The 3,317-nt window shown below is 70.2% G+C and carries 3 protein-coding genes; 1 reads left to right on the plus strand and 2 read right to left on the minus strand.

Annotation, left to right across the window (positions count from 1 at the left end; all coding sequences use genetic code 11):
- On the minus strand, window positions 1–1,104 hold a 1,104-nt coding region (locus FUT87_RS09860; RefSeq protein WP_186830458.1), incomplete at its 3' end, for a methyl-accepting chemotaxis protein.
- Between the two features lie 145 nt (window positions 1,105–1,249).
- Between FUT87_RS09860 and FUT87_RS09865 the strand changes: the two genes are divergently transcribed.
- Window positions 1,250–2,656 (plus strand): MFS transporter, encoded by a 1,407-nt coding sequence (locus tag FUT87_RS09865; RefSeq protein WP_186830459.1) that lies wholly within the window; start codon window positions 1,250–1,252, stop codon window positions 2,654–2,656.
- Between the two features lie 48 nt (window positions 2,657–2,704).
- Here FUT87_RS09865 and FUT87_RS09870 read toward each other — a convergent pair.
- Window positions 2,705–3,317: MBL fold metallo-hydrolase (locus tag FUT87_RS09870; protein ID WP_147240906.1), on the minus strand; the 613-nt coding region annotated here is incomplete at its 5' end.

Below are 3,317 nucleotides of genomic sequence, written 5' to 3' on the forward strand. Positions count from 1 at the left end.
GTCGATGACGCCGATGATGTCCTCGATGCGCCGCGAAGCATCGCTGATGCCCTGCATCGTCCGGACCAGCTCGCCGACAGCCTGGCCACCCTCGCTGGCCGCGCCGGAGGCATCCGCAGCCATGCGGCTGGCCTCGCCGGCCGAGGCCGCGCTCTGCGACACCGAACTGGTCAGCTGCTCCATCGAGGCGGCCGTCTGCTGCAGGCTGCTGGCCTGGCTTTCGGTGCGGGTGCTCAGATCAGCATTGCCCTGGGCGATCTCGCGCGATCCGGTGGCGATGCTCTCGCTGCTGTCGCGCACCTGGCCGACCAGCGTCCCCAACTGACCGACCATTCGCGCCATGGCCCGCAGGAGGTCGGCCGGCTCGTCGCGGCCCTCGGCGTGGATGTCGACGGTCAGGTCGCCGGCGGCCACGTCCTCGGTGGCCTTGACCGCCTCGGCGATCGGCGAGGTGATGGAGCGCGTCACCTGCCACGCCAGCGCGATGCCCACGGCCAGCGCGGCGGCGACGACCAGCAGCGTGATCAGCCGGCCGTGGTCGTAGGACTCGGCCGCGGCCCGGGCGGCCTGGTCGCCGCCGGCGCGGTTGAAGTCGATGCCCTTGGCGATCGCGGCCGACACGGCGACGAACAGCGTCGTGGTGCGCCCGGTCGCCAGTTGACGGGCGTTCGCGTGCTCGGCCTCGCCGGCGGCGGCCGCGCGCAGCAGCTCGGCGTCGGCCGCCAGGTAGGCCGTCCAGGCCGCCCGGATGTCCTGGTAGAGGGCGCGTTCGGTCTCGCCGGTGATGCTGGTTTCGTAGGCCTTGGCGGCCTCGTCGAAGGCGCGCAGCGCGCTTTCACGCTCGCGGCCGCTGGCGGCGCGGGCGGTCTCGTCAGTGACCAGCGCGGCCCGCAGCGACTGGCGGCGGGCGAGGTTGGCGGCATCGTGCATCGCGCCCAGCCGGGTCACGCTGGGCAGCCAGTTGCCGTTCAGGTCCCGGACGTTCTCATTGATCCGGGCCATCTGCAGCGTCCCGAACCAGGCGCTGAAACAGAGCAGGGCGAGGACCGTCGCAAAGGCCAGCGCCAGCCGCCTGCCGATCCGGAAATTGCGAAGCAAGGCCATGCGAAGCTCCCGGAAACATTGCCTGGAATTTCCCTGGCGGGGCAGGCCGGATGCCCGGGTGGTGGCCAGGCATGCTCGCTTCCCCTGGGCTGACAACGTTGTCATGGTGTCGTATGCTCCGCGCCCACAAGAAGGAGACAAGTCGATGAGCGCAGATCTTTCCCGGATCACCGGGGGCGGCACGCCGTCCGGGCCGGCCCTGGCGGAAGCGGCACCGGGCGACGATCCGGGCGTGGCGGTCCCCGCGCGGCCAGCCCGCCATCCGCTGACCTGGGTGCCGTCGCTCTACCTGGCGATGGGGCTGCCGAACGTGCTGGTCGGCGCGGTGGCGGCGATCCTCTACAAGAACCTGGGCGTGTCCAACGAGGACATTGCGCTCTACACCTCGCAGATGTACCTGCCCTGGGTGCTCAAGCCGCTGTGGTCGCCCTTGCTGGAACCCTACCGGACCAAGCGCTGGTGGGTGATCACGATGCAGTTCCTGATGATGGCGTCGCTGGGCGCGGTCGCGTTCTGCCTGCCGCTGGACGGCTTCTTCCGCGCTTCGCTGGCCTTCTTCTGGATCACCGGTTTCGCCTCCGCGACGCAGGACATCGTGGCCGACGGCGTGTTCATGACCACCATGCCGCCCCGCGAGCAGGCCAGTTACGCCGGCCTGCAGGGCATGTGCTGGAACCTGGGCGCGGTGGTGGCCTCGGGGCTGCTGGTGTCGCTGACCGGCTGGCTGCACGCGTCGCTGCACTGGACCTGGGTGCAGTGCTGGATGGCGGTGATGCTGGGGGCGGCGGCCATGATGGGCGGCTTCGGGCTGTGGCACCTGCGGGTGCTGCCGCCGGGCGCGCCGGCCGCGGTCCATGGCCAGGACCTGGGCAGCGCGATGTTGTCGCTGCGGCAGTCCTGGGCCACGCTGTTCCAGAAGCCGTCGATCTGGATGATGCTGGCGGTGGTCTTCTTCTACCGCTTCGGCGAGGGCTTCATCGAGAAGTTCGGCCCGCTGTTCCTGCTCGATCCGCGCAGCGCCGGCGGCCTCGGCCTGGACAACGGAGCGCTGGGGCACATCTACGGCACGGCGGGGACGGTGGCCTTCATCGCGGGCGCCTTCCTGGGCGGTTTCATCGCCGCGAAGATGACGCTGCGGCGCTCCTTCCTGCTGCTGGCGATCTCGCTCAACCTGCCGCACCTGACCTATTACTACCTGAGCCACGCGATGCCGACCGACCTGTGGTGGATCGGCGCCGTGGTCGCGATCGAGAAGTTCGGCTTCGGCATGGGCTCCGTCGGCCACATGCTGTACATGATGCAGCAGATCGCGCCGGGGCCCTTCAAGATGACCCACTACGCGATGGCCACCGGCGTGATGGCGATGACCAAGTGGGCCACCGGCAGCGTCAGCGGCTGGCTGTTCGCCGGGGTCGGCCAGCACTACGCGAGCTTCTTCGGCTGGGTGCTGGTGTTCTCGATCCCGCCGATCGTGCTGGCCTGGTTCGCGCCGTTCCCGATCCGGACGGGGCACGACGGCGAGGCCGAAGCCACACCGGCCAGCGGGCACTGATCCTTCAATACCGCCTCACTGCTAACTCACCGCCGGCTCCCTGCCGGCTCACTGCCGGCCAAGCGTGTCCAGCGGGATCTTCAGGTAGCGCACGCCGTTGTCCTCGGCTGGCGGCAGGTGGCCGGCGCGGATGTTGACCTGGATCGACGGCAGGATCAGCGTCGGCACCTCGAGCCGCGCGTCGCGGCCCTGGCGCAGCGCGACGAAGGCCGCCTCGCTCACGCCGTCATGGACATGCAGGTTGGCGCGGCGCTGCTCCGCCACCGTCGTTTCCCAGGCCGGCGCGCGGCCTTCGGGCGGATAGTCGTGGCAGACGAACAGCCGCGTCGCCGGCGGTAGCGCCAGCAGCCGCTGGATCGATCGGTACAGCGTCGCCGCATCGCCGCCGGGGAAGTCGGCGCGCGCGGTGCCGACGTCCGGCATGAACAGGGTGTCGCCGACGAAGACGGCGTCCCCGATGCGATAGGCGACGCAGGCCGGCGTGTGGCCCGGGACGCTGATCGCCTCGGCCTCTAGGCTCCCGATGCGGAAGGTCTCGCCGTCACGGAACAGGTGGTCGAACTGGCGGCCGTCGGGCAGGAAGTCGCGCTCCAGGTTGTAGAGCTTGCGGAAGACCGCCTGCACTTCGCGGATGTGCTCGCCGATGGCGATGCGGCCGCCG

This window comes from Mitsuaria sp. TWR114, assembly GCF_007997345.1.

Coding starts and splice junctions, on each gene's coding strand:
- FUT87_RS09865 (WP_186830459.1), top strand. CDS start 1,250: ATGAGCGCAGATCTTTCCCGGATCACCGGGGGCGGCACGCCGTCCGGG.